The 17227-nt window shown below is 70.5% G+C and carries 18 protein-coding genes; 10 read left to right on the top strand and 8 right to left on the bottom strand.

Annotation, left to right across the window (positions count from 1 at the left end; translation table 11 throughout):
- The 4 genes from ACWDLG_RS38660 to ACWDLG_RS38645 form a co-directional block, all read left to right on the top strand.
- Positions 1 to 359: GTP-binding protein (locus tag ACWDLG_RS38660; RefSeq protein ID WP_449929580.1), on the top strand; the 359-nt coding region annotated here is incomplete at its 5' end.
- Positions 360 to 427: 68 nt separating this feature from the next.
- A complete protein-coding gene (locus ACWDLG_RS38655; RefSeq protein ID WP_449929578.1) occupies positions 428 to 1780 on the top strand; it encodes an aldehyde dehydrogenase family protein in 1353 nt (450 codons plus the stop codon).
- A 2-nt stretch (positions 1781 to 1782) separates the two neighbouring features.
- Positions 1783 to 2226 carry a DUF3598 family protein gene (locus ACWDLG_RS38650; RefSeq protein WP_449929576.1) on the top strand — a complete coding sequence of 148 codons (444 nt, stop codon included), beginning with the start codon at positions 1783 to 1785 and terminating at the stop codon, positions 2224 to 2226.
- Positions 2223 to 3236 carry a nitrilase-related carbon-nitrogen hydrolase gene (locus ACWDLG_RS38645; RefSeq protein ID WP_449929574.1) on the top strand — a complete coding sequence of 338 codons (1014 nt, stop codon included), beginning with the start codon at positions 2223 to 2225 and terminating at the stop codon, positions 3234 to 3236. Before ACWDLG_RS38650 ends, ACWDLG_RS38645 begins: the two co-directional genes overlap by 4 nt.
- Here the strand turns inward: ACWDLG_RS38645 and ACWDLG_RS38640 are convergent.
- From ACWDLG_RS38640 to ACWDLG_RS38605, 8 genes are all read right to left on the bottom strand, one after another.
- Positions 3205 to 3972: an ABC transporter permease gene (locus ACWDLG_RS38640; RefSeq protein WP_449929572.1), complete on the bottom strand. Its 768-nt coding sequence runs from the start codon at positions 3970 to 3972 to the stop codon at positions 3205 to 3207. The two genes, ACWDLG_RS38645 and ACWDLG_RS38640, sit on opposite strands and share 32 nt — an antisense overlap.
- Positions 3969 to 4727 carry an ABC transporter permease gene (locus tag ACWDLG_RS38635; RefSeq protein WP_449929570.1) on the bottom strand — a complete coding sequence of 253 codons (759 nt, stop codon included), beginning with the start codon at positions 4725 to 4727 and terminating at the stop codon, positions 3969 to 3971. The genes ACWDLG_RS38640 and ACWDLG_RS38635 overlap by 4 nt, the downstream gene beginning before the upstream one ends.
- Positions 4724 to 5680 carry an ABC transporter substrate-binding protein gene (locus ACWDLG_RS38630; protein ID WP_449929568.1) on the bottom strand — a complete coding sequence of 319 codons (957 nt, stop codon included), beginning with the start codon at positions 5678 to 5680 and terminating at the stop codon, positions 4724 to 4726. The genes ACWDLG_RS38635 and ACWDLG_RS38630 overlap by 4 nt, the downstream gene beginning before the upstream one ends.
- The gene (locus ACWDLG_RS38625; RefSeq protein ID WP_449929566.1) at positions 5677 to 6450 is read right to left on the bottom strand and encodes an ABC transporter ATP-binding protein; all 774 of its coding nucleotides are present in this window, start codon (positions 6448 to 6450) and stop codon (positions 5677 to 5679) included. Before ACWDLG_RS38625 ends, ACWDLG_RS38630 begins: the two co-directional genes overlap by 4 nt.
- A gap of 123 nt (positions 6451 to 6573) precedes the next feature.
- Positions 6574 to 7578 carry a methyltransferase gene (locus ACWDLG_RS38620; protein WP_354923124.1) on the bottom strand — a complete coding sequence of 335 codons (1005 nt, stop codon included), beginning with the start codon at positions 7576 to 7578 and terminating at the stop codon, positions 6574 to 6576.
- Between the two features lie 20 nt (positions 7579 to 7598).
- On the bottom strand, positions 7599 to 8378 hold the full coding sequence (locus ACWDLG_RS38615; RefSeq protein ID WP_449929565.1) for an ABC transporter permease: 780 nt from the start codon (positions 8376 to 8378) through the stop codon (positions 7599 to 7601).
- Positions 8375 to 9148: an ABC transporter permease gene (locus ACWDLG_RS38610; RefSeq protein ID WP_449929563.1), complete on the bottom strand. Its 774-nt coding sequence runs from the start codon at positions 9146 to 9148 to the stop codon at positions 8375 to 8377. The genes ACWDLG_RS38615 and ACWDLG_RS38610 overlap by 4 nt, the downstream gene beginning before the upstream one ends.
- Complete coding sequence (locus ACWDLG_RS38605) at positions 9145 to 10125, bottom strand: ABC transporter substrate-binding protein (RefSeq protein ID WP_354923133.1); 981 nt, start codon at positions 10123 to 10125, stop codon at positions 9145 to 9147. The genes ACWDLG_RS38610 and ACWDLG_RS38605 overlap by 4 nt, the downstream gene beginning before the upstream one ends.
- A gap of 456 nt (positions 10126 to 10581) precedes the next feature.
- Between ACWDLG_RS38605 and ACWDLG_RS38600 the strand changes: the two genes are divergently transcribed.
- The 6 genes from ACWDLG_RS38600 (at position 10582) to rpsP (ending at position 17227) form a co-directional block, all read left to right on the top strand.
- A complete protein-coding gene (locus ACWDLG_RS38600) occupies positions 10582 to 13434 on the top strand; it encodes a nitrate- and nitrite sensing domain-containing protein (protein ID WP_449929561.1) in 2853 nt (950 codons plus the stop codon).
- Positions 13431 to 13853, top strand: coding sequence for a roadblock/LC7 domain-containing protein (locus ACWDLG_RS38595; protein WP_354923139.1), 423 nt, complete (start codon positions 13431 to 13433; stop codon positions 13851 to 13853). The genes ACWDLG_RS38600 and ACWDLG_RS38595 overlap by 4 nt, the downstream gene beginning before the upstream one ends.
- A 4-nt stretch (positions 13854 to 13857) precedes the next feature.
- Positions 13858 to 14253 carry a DUF742 domain-containing protein gene (locus tag ACWDLG_RS38590; protein ID WP_449929559.1) on the top strand — a complete coding sequence of 132 codons (396 nt, stop codon included), beginning with the start codon at positions 13858 to 13860 and terminating at the stop codon, positions 14251 to 14253.
- Between the two features lie 54 nt (positions 14254 to 14307).
- Positions 14308 to 14892 carry a GTP-binding protein gene (locus ACWDLG_RS38585; protein ID WP_449929558.1) on the top strand — a complete coding sequence of 195 codons (585 nt, stop codon included), beginning with the start codon at positions 14308 to 14310 and terminating at the stop codon, positions 14890 to 14892.
- A gap of 55 nt (positions 14893 to 14947) precedes the next feature.
- Positions 14948 to 16501 (top strand): signal recognition particle protein, encoded by a 1554-nt coding sequence (ffh, locus tag ACWDLG_RS38580; RefSeq protein WP_354920075.1) that lies wholly within the window; start codon positions 14948 to 14950, stop codon positions 16499 to 16501.
- Between the two features lie 276 nt (positions 16502 to 16777).
- Positions 16778 to 17227 (top strand): 30S ribosomal protein S16, encoded by a 450-nt coding sequence (gene rpsP / locus ACWDLG_RS38575; RefSeq protein WP_354920078.1) that lies wholly within the window; start codon positions 16778 to 16780, stop codon positions 17225 to 17227.

Raw genomic sequence — 17227 nt, 5'->3', positions numbered from 1 at the left:
TGGACAGGGACCTGATCCTGTACCTGTTCGGCACGCCCGGTCAGCACCGGTTCTGGTTCATGTGGGACGACCTGGTGCGCGGCGCCATCGGCGCGGTCGTGCTGGTCGACACCCGCAGGCTCGCCGACAGCTTCCCCGCGATCGACTACTTCGAAGAGGCGAAGCTCCCCTTCGTGGTCGGGATCAACGGGTGGGACGGCCAGTACCTCCACGCGGAGGAGGAGGTGCGGGAGGCGCTCACGCTCTCCCCGCACATCCCGCTGGTCCGTCTCGACGCCAGGTCGCGCGACTCGGTGAAGAGCACCCTCATCACCCTCGTGGAGCACGCGCTCACCAGCCACGTGGGCCCCCGCGGCTGACAACCGCGGGGCCCCGTGGCCCGGAGCTGGAGTTCGGCCGGGGTTTACGGCTATTGTCGGCTCTGATCATGGTGGTGAACCCCCTCACCGGCGAGCCCGAGCGGCCGCTGTCGCCGGTCTCGCCCGAGGAGCTGGCCGCGACGGCGGACGCCCTGCGCGCGCGGTCGGCGGCCTGGCGCGTGGCCGACAGGGCGGCGGCGCTGTCCGCCTTCGGCGCGGCGCTCGCCCGCGACGACGATCTGCTGGCCGCGCTGGTCGCCGACACCGGCCGCCGCGCCGAGTCGGAGATCGAGCGGCGCGCGGTGGCCGCGATCGTCGACCGGTGGGTACGGCAGGCGCCCGCCCTCCTGGCCGACCGGCCCGACGAGCCCGCCGCGATCCCCGGCGTCGTCGTGGGCGGCGAGGCGGTGCCGTACGAGCTGGTCGGCGTAATCAGCCCGTGGAACTTCCCTCTCCTGCTCGGCCTGATCGACGCGGTGCCCGCCCTCGCCGCCGGGTGCGCGGTGCTGGTCAAGCCCAGCGAGCTGGCACCCCGATTCATCGAACCGCTCATGCGGCTGGTGCCGTCCGAGCTGCCGCTGCGCGTCGTCGAAGGCGACGCGGAGACGGGGCGGGCGCTGGTGGGGCTGGTGGACGCGCTGGTGTTCACCGGGAGCGTCGCCACCGGCAGGAAGGTCGCCGAGGCCGCCGCCCGCGCCTTCATCCCCGCCTTCCTCGAACTGGGCGGCAAGGACCCCGCCGTCGTGCTGGCCGGCGCCGACCTCGACCGGGCGGCCACCGCCGTCCTGCGCGGCGGCACCGCCAACGCCGGGCAGGCCTGCCAGTCGATCGAGCGCGTCTACGTCGCCCGCGAGGTCTTCGCCGACTTCCTCGCCCGCCTGGTGGCCAAGGCCGAGCGGACGGCGCTGACCTGCGAGGGGGGCACCGTGGGGCCCCTGGTGAGGACCGGCGTCATCCCCGCGCACATCGACGACGCGGTCGCGCGGGGCGCCGTCGTGCACACCGGCGGATCGATCGAACGGCACGGCGGCGGCCACTGGATGCGGCCCACCGTGCTGTCGAACGTCGACCACTCCATGCGGGTCATGACCGAGGAGACCTTCGGCCCCGTCCTGCCCGTGATGCCCTTCGACGGCGTCGACGAGGCGGTCACGCTGGCCAACGACTCCGCCTACGGCCTGTCGGCCGCCGTGTTCGCGGCCACCGAGGAGGGGGCCAGGCGGGTGGCGGCCCGCCTGCGGGTGGGCGCGGTGAGCGTCAACGACGCGGCGCTGACCGCCTTCGTCCACGAGGGCGAGAAGCACTCCTTCAACCTGTCCGGGCTCGGCGGCTCCCGCATGGGCCCGGCCGCCGTCACCCGTTTCGTCAGGCGCAGGGCCCACCTGGTGAACCGGTCGTCCCGATCCGTCTGGAGCGTGTAGCCATGGGACTTCGCGCGGAGATGCCGCTGCTGGCCAGGCACGAGGGCGAGTGGGAGGGAACCTACCGCCACCTCGACAGCCTGGGCCAGGTCGTGGACCTGCACCGCTCCCGCCTGACCTGCTCGATCGTCGACGACCGCGCCTACCACCAGGTCAACGAGTACGTCTGGGACGACGGCAGGACCGAGCGCCACGAGTTCCCCGGCACCTACCTGGGCGGCGGGCGCTGCGCCTTCGACACCGAGCGGATCAGGGGCGAGTTCTGGGAAGTCGACGCCACCACCATCTATCTGACCTGGGTCTTCAAGGCGGAGGACGCGGACCTGCGGCTGTTCGAGCTGATCGTCCTGAGCGATGACGGCACGACGCGCAGCAGGGTGTGGCAGTGGATCGAGGCAGGGGTGTGCGTGCGCCGCACGCTGATCGACGAGAAGCGCGTCGGGTGAGCGCCTACCGGGCACTCGCCCTGCAGGTCAGGACCACCGCGGTGAACGGCTCGGCGGACCCGCGCGCGCTCGTCGCCTCCGCGATCGGCCGGATCGCCGCCCAGGCCGCGGCGGCCAAGGCGTGGATCGGCCCCGACCTGCGGCTCGTGGTGCTTCCCGAGTACGTGCTCACCGGTTTCCCCTTCGGCGAGAGCGCCGCCGAGTGGCGGGACAGGGCGGCCCTGGCCCCCGACGGCCCCGAGTACCGGGAGCTGGGCGAGATCGCCCGTGGCAACGACCTGTTCCTGTGCGTCAACGCCTACGAGAGCGACCCGCACTTCCCCGAGCTGTTCTTCCAGGCCACCGTCATCCTCGACCCGGCGGGCGAGGCCGTCCTGCGCTACCGGCGGCTGCACTCGATGTTCTCGCCGACGCCGTACGACGTGTGGGAACGCTACCTCGACGTCTACGGCCTGGACGCCGTCCTGCCCGTCGCCCGTACCGAGCTCGGCAACCTGGCCGTGCTGGCCTCCGAGGAGATCCTCGTCCCTGAACTGGCCAGGGCGCTGGCGTTGCGCGGCGCCGAGGTCTTCTGCAACCCCACCTCCGAGGCCTCCTCGCCCGCGCTCACCCCCAAGGCGATCGCCCGGCGGGCCAGGGCCGTCGAGAACCTCGCCTACGTCGTCTCCGCCAACAGCGGGGGACTGGAGGGGCTGCCGATCCCCGGCGACTCCACCAGCGGCGGCTCCGAGATCCTCGACTTCGAGGGCCGCCCGCTGGCCCAGGCGGCACAGGGGGAGTCGCTGGTGGCCGCCGCCGAGCTCGACCTGGCCGCGCTGCGCCGCTTCCGCCGCCGCCCCGGCATGGGCAACCTGCTGGCCAGGGTGAAGCCCGCGCTGTGGGCCGAGGAGTACGGCTGGCACGACGTCGAGCGCCCCGACGGCCTCGCCGCGGGGCCGCCCACCAGGCGGTGGTTCGTCGAGCGCCAGCAGGCGGCGATCAGGCGGCTGTACGGCCCCGATGCCACCTGAGCGCCCGCCGCTCCACCGCGAGGAAGACCCCGTTGAGCACCACGCCGAGCACGCCGAGCAGCACGATGCCCGCCCACATCGCGGGGATGTCGAAGCTGCCCTCGGCCTCGCGCATGCGGTGCCCGATGCCCTCGCTGCTCGCGTAGAGTTCCGAGATCACCATCATGATCAGGGCGAGTGCCACGCTCAGCCGCAGCCCGGCGAAGATCTTGGGCCCGGCCGCCGCCAGCACGATCGGCCAGCGGCGCAGGCGGAACACCTGGGCGGTGTCGAGGTACTGCCGGTCGGCGTAGCGGGCGCCGTCCATCGAGTTGATGAGCACCGGCCACAGCACGCCGTAGACGATCGCGGCCAGCTGGATCGGCGTGCCGACCCTGAAGAACACCAGGAACACCGGCAGCAGCGCGGCGGGCGGCACCGACCTGCCGAAGTGGATCAGCGGCTCCACCAGTGCCGCCAGCCACCGGGAGCGGCCCAGGACCAGGCCCAGCGCGACACCCGCCGCCGCGGCCACCGCCCATCCGGCGGCGAGCCTGGCCAGGCTCGGCAGCAGGTCGCCGCCGGCCTCCTCGGTGAGGAACAGGCGCGCGGGCGGTCCCGCGAACCACATCTCGCGCATCCTGGCCAGGATCGTGGAAGGGGGCGGGAAGTAGACCGCGCCGATCGCCCTGGTGGCCGTCTCCCAGGCGACGGCCGCGACGGGCAGCAGCCAGTACCACGCCAGCCGCCTGATCACGCCGCCTCCCCCGCTCTGGCCCGGTGCCAGCCGAACAGCCGCCGCTCGGCGGCGGTGAACAGCGCGTTGGCGCCCAGCCCCAGCGCACCTGCCCAGATGGTGGCCGCCAGCATCCTGTCGATCCGGTTGGCGCTGCCGGCCTGCACCAGGAAGGTGCCGATGCCGCCGGCGCCACCGGCGATCAGCTCGACGCTGACCGCGACGATCAGCGTGACCGAGACCGCGATGCGCACGCCGGTGGCGATGAACGGGGCGGTGCTCGGCAGGGAGACGCGCCACAGGACGGCGAGCGGGCCGAAGCCGAAGCCGCGCAGGGTGTCCTTGGCGAGGGGGTCGACGTCGGCCAGGCCGTACATGGTGTTGATCAGCAGGGGCCAGGAGCAGGTGTAGACGACCAGCGCGGTCTTGGCGTCCTGGCTGTCGGTCCAGACGAACATCGCCAGCGGGATCAGCGACAGCGACGGGATCGGGCGCAGGAACTCCACCAGCGGCCGGACCGACCGTTCGACCGCGGGCACCGAGCCGAGCAGCAGCCCCGCGGGCACCGCCGTGACCACCGCGATCAGCAGCCCGGTCACGCACGCGGCGAGGGTGACGCCGACGTCGGCGAGGAACGCGCCGTCGGCCGCCAGCCCGGCCGCGGTCACGAGCACGACGGACACGGGCGGCAGGACCGCGATCAGCCCGGTGCGTCCCGCGGCCTCCAGCAGGAGCAGGAAGCCGAGGACGCCCACGACGCCCAGCGCCTTGGTCATCCGATCCCGGCGGGGATCAGCGTGGTGACGTCGGGCTTGGCCTTGAGGTAGCCGTAGCCGTGCAGCAGGTCGGCCAGCTTCTGGAAGCCGGCCTTGTCGACCTCGGTGGAGAACTGGCCGAGCTTCATCGCCGACGCCACCTCGGCCGGGATCTGCGTGTAGGTCGGGACGACGGCGTCGACGGCCGCGCGGTCGGTCGCGGCGATCTGCTGCGCCTTGGCCAGCGCGCGGTGGAAGGCGGCGGCCGTCTTCGGGTTCTTGGCCAGCCAGTCCTCCGACACGCCCCACGCGTCGAGCGGCAGGCCCGCCGTCGGCCCGGAGGTGGTGTCGATGATCTCCACCGCGCCGTTCTTCCTGGCCGCGCTCAGGAACGGCTCGACCAGCCAGGCGGCGTCGATCTTCTTCGTGGACAGCGCCGTGAGCTGGTCGGCGAACGGCACGGCGACGAACTTGACCTCCTCCGGCTTGACGCCCGCCTGCTGCAGATGCGCGTTGGTGAGGGTCTGGCCGAGCGCCTTGAGCACGTTGACGCCGACCGTCCTGCCCTTGAGGTCGGCCGCGGACTTGATGGGGGAGTCCTTGGGAACCACGACGCCGGCGATGCCGGGGGCGGTCGTCTGCACGTGCTGGAACAGCTTCAGCTTGGCCGCGCCGGAGTCGTTGATGGCCAGCAGCGAGACGTAGCTGGTCAGGAAGGCGTCCATGCTGCCGTTGAGGATCTTCGGCATGACCGCCTGTGGCGCCTGGATGATCTCGGTCTTGACCGTCAGGCCCTCGGCCTTGAACAGGCCGTTCTTCTCGGCGATGAACAGCGCCGCCGACGACGGCACCGGCACCACGCCGACGGTCAGCGTCGTCTTCTCCTGGCCCGCCTCACCGCCAGTGCCGCCGCCCCCGCCGCCGCATGCGGCCAGGGCCGTCACCAGAACGATCGTCAGTGCGGCTCGCTTCACGCGTTGGTCCTCTCGACGCCGCGCACGAGGCGTCCGACCTCGGCGCGCAGGTGGACGAAGTCGGGGTGCTCGCGAGTGGAGATCTGGTCGCGCGGAGAGGGCAGCTCCACCTTCAGGTCGCCCACGACGTGGGCCGGTGCCTTGGACAGCACCACGACCCTGTCGCCGACGTAGACGCTCTCGTCGATGTCGTGGGTGATGAGGACGATGGTCATCTGGTGGTGCCCGCGCACCTGCAGGACGAGGTCCTCCAGGTCCTCCCTGGTCTGCGCGTCGACCGAGCCGAACGGCTCGTCCATCAGCATCAGCTTGGGCCGGTAGGCCAGCGCCCTGGCGATGGCGACCCGCTGCTGCATGCCGCCCGACAGCTGGAAGGGGTACTTCTTGCCGGCTCCCTCGAGGCCGACCGACTCCAGCGCCTCCTGGGCGGCCGCCCTGCGCTGCTGCTTGTCCATGCCCTTGCGGCGCAGCGGCAGCGCCACGTTGTCGGCGACGCTCATCCAGGGGAACAGCGAGCGGCTGTAGTCCTGGAAGACGACGGCCAGGTTGTCGGGCGTCTGCTTGACCAGCTCGCCGGCGATGCGGACCTCTCCTCCCGTCGGCTGGATGAGCCCGGCGATGGAGCGCAGGAGCGTCGACTTGCCCGCCCCCGACGGCCCGACGATGCACAGCAGCTCGCCCTCGGAGACGCTGAGGTTCAGCCCTTCGATGGCGTGGTGGGCACTGGGGCCGCTGCCGTAGACGTGGGAGAGGTCCGATATCTCAAGCACGCTGAATCCTCAGGGCCGCTGGGGGGTGGAATTGTGATCCGGACTCTAGCGGAGCAGGTGATCCGACAGCCATTGTCATGTCCGGTTTGCGAGTATTCGCGATGAAAGTGAGCTGGGATTTCGTCAGACCGGCACGGCCTCGACGAGGCTCGCCCCCGCCGACAGGTCGAACACCTCGCGCAGCTGGAAACCCGCCTTCTCGAGGAGTACGGCGTACTCCTGGCGGGTCCGCTCCGTGCCGCCGTCGAACAGGGCCAGCATCCGCATGTCCATGTCCTTGCCGACGTGCGGCACGTCCTCGTCGGGAAGCACCATCTCCAGGATGAGCAGCCGCCCGTCCTGCCTGATCGCCTCCCGTACCCTGCGCAGGATGCGCTCGGCGTCGTGGTCGTCCCAGTTGTGCAGGATGCTGGCCAGCAGGTAGGCGTCGGCGCCCTCGGGGACCTTCACGAAGAAGTCGCCGGCCAGCACCTCGCACCGATCCGTCAGCCCCTGAGCGTCGAGCGCCTGCGCCGCGCCGGGGACGACGTGCTCCAGGTCGACCAGGACACCCCGCAGGCCCGGGTAGGCGCGCAGCACCGAGGCGAGGATGTGGCCCTTGCCGCCCGCCACGTCGACGAGCGTCTCCACCTGGGAGAAGTCGTAGCGCTCTGCCACCTGGCGGGCGAACGGCACGGCCCTGGAGGTCATGTAGTCGTCGAAGACGGCGCCCACCTCGGGGAGCCGGCCCAGGCGCTCGTAGAGCGGGCCGTACCGCTCGACGAACGCCGAGCGGCCCTGCCGCACGGTCGCGGGCAGGTTGCCGAGGGCGTACCAGAACCCCTCCTCGGCGATCATCCGTACGGCGGGCAGCGTCGAGTCCGGCGCGTCGGAGCGCAGGGAGGAACCCTCCTCGGTCAGCTCGTAGCGGCCCTGCTCGACCGAGCGCACGATCCCCATGCCGGCCAGCTCACGCAGCACCCGCCGCAGGGACGGCGCGTGCGCGCCGCAGCGCAGGGCCAGCTCCTCCGCGCTCAGCGGACCTTCGGCCAGCTGGTCGGCGCATCCCAGCTCGGCCATCGTGGCCAGAGCGGCGAACCGGGAGATGCCGGAGATGGATTCCCAGATAGGGCCGGCCGGGTGTGACACGTTTCCTCCAACACGGGGATCTAGAGCGTGCGCCTGGCGTGGTGATGCCAGACCAACAGTCGTCGTTCGGCCACCGTGAACAGCCCGTTCACCAGGTAGCCGAGCAGGCCGAGAAGCGCGATGGCACCCCACACGCCCGGGGTGTCGAAGCCGCGCTGCGCCTGCAGGAGCTGGTAGCCGATGCCGTCGGAGCTGCCGAACAGCTCGGAGATGACCATCAGGATGAGGGCGAGCGACAGGCTCAGCCGCAGCCCGGCGAAGATCTTCGGCGCCGCCGCGGGGATGACGACGTTGCGCAGCTGCTGCGCCCTGGTCAGGCCGAAGACGATGGCGGTCTCGGTGTGGGTCCTGTCCACGGCCCTGGCGCCGTCGATGGAGTTGAGCAGCACCGGCCAGACGACGCCGAGGACGATGGCGGCGATCTGCATCGCCAGGCCGGCGTGCAGGAGCACCATGAGCAGCGGCAGCAGCAGCGGCGGCGGGATGACCCTGCCGAACTGGATGAGCGGCTCCACGTAGTCGGACGCGGTGCGCGACCGGCCGATGATCACGCCGAGGATCACGCCGAGCACGGCGGCGAGGATCCAGCCGGTGAGCATGCGGCCCAGGCTCGGCAGGACGTTCCCGATCGCGTCATCGGTCAGGAACAGCCGGGTCGCGGGCCCGGAGAACCACAGCTCGTGCATCCTGGCCACGATGGTGGTGGGCGGGGGGAAGTCGGTGTCCGCCATGATCCGCGTGGCCACCTCCCACACCACCAGCACCAGGGGGACCAGCCATACGCGCTTGAGAGCGGTCACGTCGTCGCTCCGGTTCTGGCCTGGTGCCAGTGGAAGAGCCGACGCTCGGCGGCGACCAGCAGCAGGTTGGCCACCAGGCCGATGATCCCCGCCCAGAACGTGGCGGCCAGGATGAGGTCGGTACGGTTGCCGCTGCCCGCCTGGATGACGAAGACGCCGATGCCGCCCGTGCCGCCGGCCAGCAGCTCGGAGCTGATCGCGAGGATCAGCGCGATGCCGGCGGCGATGCGCACCCCCGTGAGCATGAACGGCGCCGCGCTCGGCAGGCTCACCCGGCGCAGCACGTCGAGGGGGCCGAAGCCGAAGCTGCGCAGCGACTCCTTGGCCAGCGGGTCGACGTCGTGCATGCCGTACAGGGTGTTGATCAGCACCGGCCAGAGCGAGGCGTAGACGATGACGGACACCTTCATCAGCGAGTCCGACGGGATCAGCAGGATCGCCAGCGGGATGATCGCCACCGAGGGGATGGGCCGCAGGAACTCCAGGAGCGGCCGGGTGGCTCGTTCCACCGGCGGCAGGCTGCCGAGCAGCACGCCGAGCGGCACGGCCACCACGACCGACAGGAGCAGGCCCAGCGCCCAGTTGGTGAGGGTGATCCCGGCTCCGGACAGGAAGTCGGGGTCGGCGAGCAGTCCCGCCGCCTCCCGCAGGACCACCGAGGGAGGCGGGAAGACCACGCCGTCGGTGAGCGCGAACCGGATGGTCAGCTCACCGACGAGGAGGAAGCCCGCGACGCCTGCGGCGCCGCGGAGGATACGGGCACCGCTCATCCGCTGGCGCCGACCAGAATGTTCTTCACGTCCAGCCGGCTGGAGATGTACTTGTACTCCAGCATGAGGTCGGCCACCCGCTGCAGACGCGTCTCGTTGAGCGAGGTCGGGAACGTGCCGAGGGTGATCACCGAGGCGGTCTTGGCGTCGATCTTGGTGTAGGTGGGCAGCACGGCCTCGACCTCCTTGCGGTCGCTGGCCACCAGCTGCTGGGCCTTCGCGATCGCGCGCTGGAAGGCGGCCAGCGTCTTCGGGTTCTTCTTCACCCACTCGTCGGTCGCCATCCAGGCGGCGATCGGCAGGTCCGCGGTCTGGCCGGAGATGGTGTCGGCCAGCTTGCGGAAGCCGGAGGCGCTCTGCGTGGCGGTGATGAACGGCTCGGTCATCCACGCCGCGTCGCCCTGGCCGGTGCTGAGCGCGTTGGCCATGTCGGGGAACGGCTTCTCGACGAACTTGATGTCGTCCTTCGTGAGACCCGCGACCTTCAGCGTGGCCTCGACGGTGAGGGTGCCGATGTTCTTGAGGGTGTTGACCAGCACGGTCTTGCCCTTCAGGTCGGCCACCGAGTTCAGCGGGGAGTCCTTGGGGACCATCAGGTTGAAGGTGTTGGGTCCCGCCTGGTAGACGTCGCCGACGACCTTGATCTTCTCGCCATTGCTGGCGGCCAGGAAGGTCGAGACGTAGTTGGTGTGCGAGATGTCCAGCGCGCCGCTCTTGATCTGCGGGAGCGCGGCGGCGCCGCCCTGGATGAGAACCGGCTCGACGGTGAGGCCCTCGGCCTTGAAGAAGCCCTTCGCGTTGGCGATGTAGAGCGCGGCCGGGTCGGGGATGGGGAGGGCGCCGACCTTGATCGTGGTCTTCTCCAGGCCCTTGCCGTCGGCGGGGGCGCTGGAGGTGTCCGATCCGCCGCAGGCGGCCAGGGCGAGCGCCGTCGCGATTCCGAGGACGAGCGCGCGAGCACGGACTGTGCGAGTCATCGAGGAGCTCCTGCGAGGGGGGAAGCGTGGATGTCCGTTTATGACGGGCGTGAAGCGTACAGGAGTGCGATCTTTCCTGAAAGGCGGCCGCCTTGTATATGAGCACATGCACGAAAAGGAGGAATTATGATATGTCGCTAATATGGCGTTTGGTGCCTCTCTGTAACTAGATGTCTGATTTATTAAGGGATGAGGTTGCCGTCCGGTGGGCGGGGTGACGGGAAAAGCGTCGACTGCTGGAACGTTCCAAAAGTTGCATTGCGTTGGCGGGAGATAGAAGGTTGTGCTCCAATTGCCCCGATACTTGCCTGCAACCACTCGTCTCACCGGCGAATCGGTTCTCTCCGCACAAGCGCAGGCATCCGCGAGAGGTTACGACTTGTGAGGACAGCAACGACCGGCTCCGGTCGTGGCATCGCGCAGGAACCCCCGGGCCCCCCAGCGGCTCGCGAGCCGATGCCCGAGCCGGCGGACACCGGTAGCAAGATCGCCCTGCGCAACTGGCGAGTACGCACCCGGCTCGTGGCGCTCATCGCGATCCCGACCGTCGTGGCCGTCGTGCTCGGCGCCTTCCGCGTGACCACGTCGATCGGCACCGCCGAGGAGTACGGACGCGTCGCCGACGGCGCCGAGCTGGTGGTCGCCCTGGGCGGGCTCGGCCACGAGCTCGCCCTCGAGCGCGACCTGTCCGCCAAGTACGCCGCCTCGAACAGGAGCGACAGCGAGCTGGAGGGCCTCAAGTCCCAGCACCGGGCGGTCGACGCCGCGGTCACCAAGGTGCGCTCGGCCGCGCGGGCGGCCGAGGAGTCGCTGTCGGACCTGGGCCGCCGCGAGCTCGCGCAGGTGCGGATCAGGCTCGACCAGCTGCCGGCCCTGCGCGAGACCGTCACCGCCAGCCAGCTGCCGCCACTGCCCGTCATGGAGAAGTACTCCGAGACCCTGTCGGAGATGCTGCAGCTGTACGACGAGACGGTGCAGGGTGTCTCGGACGACGAGCTCATCGTCACCAGCGCGGCCCTGAGCGCCATCGCCAGGACCAAGAACGAGGTCTCCAAGGAGCGGGCGCTGCTGGCCATCGCGCTGCTGCGGGGCAGGTTCGACGGCACCGAGTTCGACGCCTTCCTCGCCGCCCGCTCCGGCCGTGACAGCGAGCGCAACGCCTTCCGCGCCGCGGCCACCCCAGCCCAGCGGCAGTTCCTCGACGACACCGTGACCGGCCAGGAGGTCGGCCGCGCCGAGTTCTACGTGGCCAGGGCCGTCTACCTGCACAACCAGCGCACGTCGCTGCGGGCGCTCGACACCTCCACCACCCAGGACGCCGAGCGCTGGTTCGACGCGATCACCAAGACCGCCGACCGGCTCTACACCGTCGAGAAGGCGCTGTCCGACTCGATCAGGATCAAGAGCACCGAGCTGAAGTCCGGCGAGCAGCAGGTCGCCATCATCAACGTGGCCCTCGTGCTGATCCTGCTCATCATCGTCCTCGTCATCACCGCGATCATGGCGCGCTCGCTGGTCCGCCCGCTGCGCCGGCTGCGCGGCGGCGCGCTGGAGGTCGCCGGCCGTACGCTGCCGGGCATCGTGCAGCGGCTGCGCGAGGAGGGACACACCGCCGAGAACGTGGAGGTCCCGCCGATCGGCGTCTCCTCCCAGGACGAGATCGGTGAAGTGGCCAGGGCCTTCGACGAGGTCCACCGCGAGGCCGTACGGCTGGCCGGCGAGGAGTCCAAGCTCCGCGCCAACGTCAACGCCATGTTCGTCAACCTCTCCCGCCGCAGCCAGACGCTCGTCGAGCGGCAGATCACCCTCATCGACGGCCTGGAGCAGGGCGAGCAGGACGAGCAGCGGCTCGCGAACCTGTTCAAGCTCGACCACCTGGCCACCCGCATGCGCCGCAACTCGGAGAACCTGCTGGTCCTCGCCGGACAGGACCCGCCGCGCCGCTGGAGCCAGCCGGTGCAGTTGGTCGACGTGGCCCGCGCCTCGCTGTCGGAGGTCGAGAACTACGACAGGGTGAACCTCCAGGTGCCGGGCGGCGCGGCCGTCGCCGGCCAGGCCGTCAACGACGTCATCCACCTGCTGGCCGAGCTGGTCGAGAACGCGCTGGCGTTCTCCCCCCGCGAGACCCACGTCGTGGTGTCGGGCAACAGGATCGACGGCGGCGGCATGATGGTGTCGATCACCGACTCCGGCATCGGCATGACGGCCGAGGAACTGGTCCACGCCAACGAGCGACTGAGCGACGCGCCGACCGTGGACGTGTCGGTGTCGCGGCGCATGGGCCTGTTCGTGGTCGCCAGGCTGGCCCACCGGCACGGCATCAGGGTGCAGCTGCGCCCGCACGGCGGGGGCGGCCTGACCGCGATGGTCCTGCTGCCCGAGGCGCTGCTCGGCGGTCCGACGCCCGCGATGGCGGGCTCCGGCGCGATGGCCGGAAGCGGCGGCAGGGGCATGGAGACGCCCGCGGCCTGGGCGGCCGACGCCCCCCGGCCCGCCTTCACCGCCGACACCGGCCCCGCGTGGGCCTCCGAGCCCGGCATGGGCGGCCCCGGCGGCTGGGCCTCCGACCCCGGGCCCACGCCCGGCTGGGGCGGCGCCGACACCGGCGGCGCGGGATCATGGCCCTCCTCGGCCCAGTGGCCGTCCGAAGGCGGCCAGCAGTGGCCGACCGAGGGCGGCGCGGCGCAGTGGCCCTCCGAGAGCAACGCGTGGGCCTCCGGTCCCCGCGTCGCGGGCGGCACCTTCGACAGCGGCGAGGCCGACGTGTGGGCGCCCTCCTCGGGCGCCTGGCCCGACGCGCCTCCGCCCGACCTGCCCGCCACCTGGTCCTTCGAGGACCGGGCGCCGGGCGCCACCCCTGCGCCCGGCACCGGCACCGGCAGGTACGACTTCCCCGAGGTCGAGTCCAACCCGACAGGGCCCATCCCTCAGGTGAAGGGCACCACAGGTGACGAGTTCCTGCCGATCTTCGCCTCCGTCGAGTCGGCGTGGTTCGACAAGGGCGAAGAATGGGACACGTCCAAGGCCGACGCGGGCTGGTCGGCGGCGGAAGCCGTACGCGAGCCCGTCAAGGACGGCTCCACCGCCGCGGGTCTGCCCAAGCGGGTACCGAGGGCCAACCTGGTCCCCGGCTCCGCCGACACCGCGGCGCCCAAGGGCGTCGCGCCCATGCCGGCGATCTCGCCGGAGCGGGTGCGCAACAGGTTCTCAAGCTTCCAGCAGGGCTTCAGAGCCGCACGTGACGACATCAGCGAGGGCCGCTACCCGGGCGGTCCGCGAACCGTTGATAGCAGGGAGGAGGACGAGTGAACGACCTGAGCCACGCGGCACGCGGAGTCGACTGGTTGATCACCGACTTCGTCAGCAACGTTCCCGGAGTCGCCCACGCGGTGGTGGTCTCTTCGGACGGCCTGCCGCTGGCGGCCTCCGCCGGATTCCCGACTGACCGCGCCGACCAGCTGGCCGCCATCGCCTCAGGCCTGATCAGCCTGACGCAGGGGGCGGCACGGGTCTTCGAAGGAGGACCCGTCGCCCAGACGATCGTCGAGATGCAGCGCGGGCTGATGCTGATCATGTCGATCAGCGACGGCTCCTGCCTCGCGGTGCTGGCCGCGCCCGACTGCGACATGGGCCTGGTGGCCTACCAGATGACGCTGATGGTGGAGCGTGCGGGACAGGTGCTCACGCCTGCCGTACGCGCCGAGCTCCGTGCGACCCAGACCAGGTGATGTAGTGACGGACCCCAGATGGAACCCCGGCGGCGGCTGGCAGCCACCGCAGCCCGCCCATGTCGAGCCCGCTTCGCCGGTCCGTCCATACGCCGTGACAGGCGGACGTACGGCGCCGCGGGTGAAGTTCGCGATGGAGGCCCTGGTCTCCTCCGCCACGGTGGAGCCGCGCGACCTGTCGCACATGCCGGAGTACGCGGCCATCAGCCAGCTCTGCCGCAGCGTCAGGTCGGTGGCGGAGATCTCGGCGCTGCTGCGGATCCCGCTCGGCGTGGTCAGGGTACTGATCGCGGACATGGCGACGGAGGGACTGGTACGGGTGCACCAGCCACAGCTCGACGCTGGAAAGCCCGACGTCAACCTGCTCGAAAGGGTGCTCAGTGGACTTCGCAGGCTCTAGCCAACAGATCGCCCCTGCCTGTGTCGGCGGTCACGAACCTCACATGGCGGTCTGATGAGCATGTTTCCGGTTGAACGCGGGCTGACCTCGACGAAGATCGTGGTGGCCGGCGGGTTCGGTGTGGGCAAGACCACGTTCGTGGGCGCGGTGTCGGAGATCCTGCCGCTCACCACGGAGGCGGTCATGACCGACGCGTCGGCGCACATCGACGACGTGTCGCTCACTCCGAACAAGACCACCACCACGGTGGCCATGGACTTCGGCAGGGTGTCGCTGGACAGGGACCTGATCCTTTATCTGTTCGGCACGCCCGGTCAGCACCGGTTCTGGTTCATGTGGGACGACCTGGTGCGCGGCGCCATCGGCGCGGTCGTGCTGGTCGACACCCGCAGGCTCGCCGACAGCTTCCCCGCGATCGACTACTTCGAGGAGGCGAAGCTGCCGTTCGTCGTCGGCCTGAACGGCTGGGACGGCCAGCAGGTCCACGCCGAGGAGGAGGTGCGCGACGCCCTCACGCTGTCGCAGCACATCCCGATCGTCAGGCTGGACGCACGCGCCCGCGACTCGGTCAAGAGCACGCTGATCACCCTGGTGGAGCACGCGTTGACCATCCGCATGGCCGTCCCCGGTCTCCAATAGCGGTTAGGCTGAGTCGCAAGACCACGCATATTCGCTTCGAGGACTGGCCAACCACGTGTTCGAGACGCTTTCCGACCGGCTGACATCGGTCTTCTCCTCCCTCCGATCCAAGGGTCGGCTGTCCGACGCCGACATCGACGCCACGGCGCGCGAGATCCGCATCGCGCTGCTGGAGGCCGACGTCGCGCTGCCGGTGGTCAAGGCTTTCGTCGCCCATGTCAAGGAGCGGGCCCGCGGCGCCGAGGTCTCCCAGGCGCTCAACCCCGCCCAGCAGGTCGTCAAGATCGTCAATGACGAGCTGATCGCGATCCTGGGCGGGGAGACCCGCAGGCTCCGCTACGCCAAGACGCCGCCGACCGTCGTCATGCTGGCCGGCCTGCAGGGCGCCGGTAAGACGACGCTGGCCGGCAAGCTGGCCAAGTGGCTGCGCGACCAGGGGCACGCGCCCATGCTGGTCGCCGCCGACCTGCAGCGGCCCAACGCGGTCACCCAGCTGCAGGTCGTGGGCGAGCGGGCGCAGGTCGCCGTCTACGCGCCGCAGCCCGGCAACGGCGTGGGCGACCCCGTCGCCGTGGCCAGGGAGTCCATCGACTTCGCCAGGCAGCGCCAGCACGACATCGTCATCATCGACACCGCCGGCCGCCTGGGCATCGACCAGGAGCTGATGAAGCAGGCCGCCGACATCCGCGACGCGGTCTCGCCCGACGAGGTCCTGTTCGTCGTCGACGCCATGATCGGTCAGGACGCGGTCACCACCGCGCAGGCCTTCATGGAGGGCGTCGGCTTCGACGGCGTCGTGCTCACCAAGCTCGACGGCGACGCCAGAGGCGGCGCGGCCCTGTCGGTGCGCCACATCACCGGCAGACCCATCATGTTCGCCTCGACGGGTGAGAAGCTCGAGGACTTCGACGCCTTCCACCCCGACCGGATGGCCTCCCGCATCCTCGACATGGGTGACATCCTCACCCTGATCGAGCAGGCGCAGAAGACCTTCGACGAGGAGCAGGCCGCCAAGATGGCGGGCAAGCTCACCTCGGGCGAGAACTTCACCCTCGAGGACTTCCTCGAGCAGATGCAGATGGTCCAGAAGATGGGGCCCATCAAGAACCTGCTCGGCATGATGCCCGGCATGGGGCAGATGCGCGACCAGATCAACTCCATCGACGACCGCGACCTCGACCGCATCGCCGCCATCATCCGCTCGATGACGCCCGCCGAGCGGCAGGACCCGAAGATCATCAACGGGTCGCGCAGGGCGCGCATCGCGAACGGCTCCGGCGTGTCCGTGACCGCGGTCAACAACCTGGTCACCCGCTTCTTCGAGGCGCAGAAGATGATGAAGCGCATGGCGGGGGGCATGGGCATCCCCGGCATGCCGGGCGGCAGGGGCAAGGCGGCCAAGGCCGCGCAGAAGAAGGCCAAGAAGGGGCGGCGCATCAGCGGCGACCCGCGCAAGGCGGCGCTGGGCAAGGCCAACTCCGCCGAGGAGAAGCCCGCCGTGGGCGGCGCGCTCGGCAACCTCGGCGCGCTGGGGGGGCAGCTCCCCAAGGGCATGGAGCTGCCGCCGGGCTTCGACCCCTCCAAGCTGAAGCTGCCGGGCCAGCAGTGATCTTCGGCAAGCGGGCACGAGTGGTCGTCGCGGTCCTCGTGCTCGCCATCTCGGCCCTCACCGTGCTGCAGCAGCTGGGCGTCAGTTTCCGCTGAAGTCCGTGTCGGGTTCGGCCACTGCCGTGGATCTGGCAGAATGACATGTTGGAACACCGTGACCAGGTGGGTGCCCTCTCATCTCCCGCCGGTCACGCCTGTCCCTCGGGCCGACACTCCGCCGTGCCCCACTCGGCGAGGCGAGGCTCACCCACGCTCTAATGCAGGAGAGACCACACCAGTGGCAGTCAAGATCAAGCTCAAGCGGCTCGGCATGATCCGCAACCCGCAGTACCGCATCGTCGTCGCCGACAGCCGCACCAAGCGTGACGGCCGGGCGATCGAGGAGATCGGTCTGTACCACCCGAAGGAGAACCCTTCGCTCATCACGATCGACGCCGAGCGCGCCGCTTACTGGCTGGGTGTCGGCGCGCAGCCGACCGAGCCGGTTCTCAAGCTGCTCAAGCTCACGGGCGACTGGCAGAAGTTCAAGGGCGAGCCCGCCCCTGAGCCGCTGAAGGTCGCCGAGCCGAAGGCCGACCGTCACGCCGTCTACGAGGCCGCGGCCAAGGAGGCGCTGTCCGGTGGCGACACCGGCACCTCCGCCACCACGCCGAAGAAGGCCAAGAAGAAGGAAGAGGCCGCGGAGCCCGCTGCTGAGGCGTCCGCTGAGACTCCGGCCGAGGCCTGA

The organism is Nonomuraea sp. NPDC003727, from assembly GCF_053586935.1.
This window is presented reverse-complemented; position numbering and strand designations above follow the sequence as displayed.